This window comes from Alicyclobacillus suci (assembly GCF_017329615.1).
GTDB classification, from domain to species: Bacteria; Bacillota; Bacilli; order Alicyclobacillales; family Alicyclobacillaceae; genus Alicyclobacillus; species Alicyclobacillus suci.
Genome location: NZ_JAFMTW010000157.1, coordinates 1 through 572 on the forward strand (window position 1 = coordinate 1; position 572 = coordinate 572).

Below are 572 nucleotides of genomic sequence, written 5' to 3' on the forward strand. Positions count from 1 at the left end.
AAATATATCGGCTCGTGTAGCTGGAACGGATTCTAAGGCCATTTTTCCCCCTATGTAGGGATAATCCCACCAATGTTTAAACAACGGCCATGCTTGGTCAATCGCAGCTTGTAAGTTCGAAAACCTGTCTACGACATAGGGCTTATCGTCCAAATAACCTAAGTCAATTAATCTGTCTCTTTGTTCAATTATAGCTGCGCGTTCTAGAAGGAGATGTCCCCACCAATTATTCCAATCCGAGATCACTTCTGGAGTGGATAAGTCTGTGTGTTCGCTATAATAATTGGATGGATCTGGCCAAATATAATTAGGAGTCGTTTCATATAAATTCATTAAATTGCGAGTGAATATCGCAAAATTTAATGTTGCGGGAGTGCAAAATAGAATTTCTTTTTTATTTACAAATGTCGGCAATTTGAAATCCTCCTTTTGCTCTTATATTATGCACGATGGCTGAACAGAATAATCGCCTCTCCAGGACAAATAGAAGAGGAGAGGCGATGTGTAACGTCGTCGGAATTTGTTCTTTAGGATAATGTTGTCGCGTAGTCTGTAACCGGTCCAATGGTAGC

Annotated in this window: 1 protein-coding gene; it reads right to left on the reverse strand. The window is 40.2% G+C overall.

Annotated elements, in window-relative coordinates:
• The coding region (locus tag J3482_RS20230) for a hypothetical protein (protein WP_206923093.1) at window positions 1-414 on the reverse strand (414 nt) is incomplete at its 3' end.
• Window positions 415-572 lie beyond the last annotated feature (158 nt).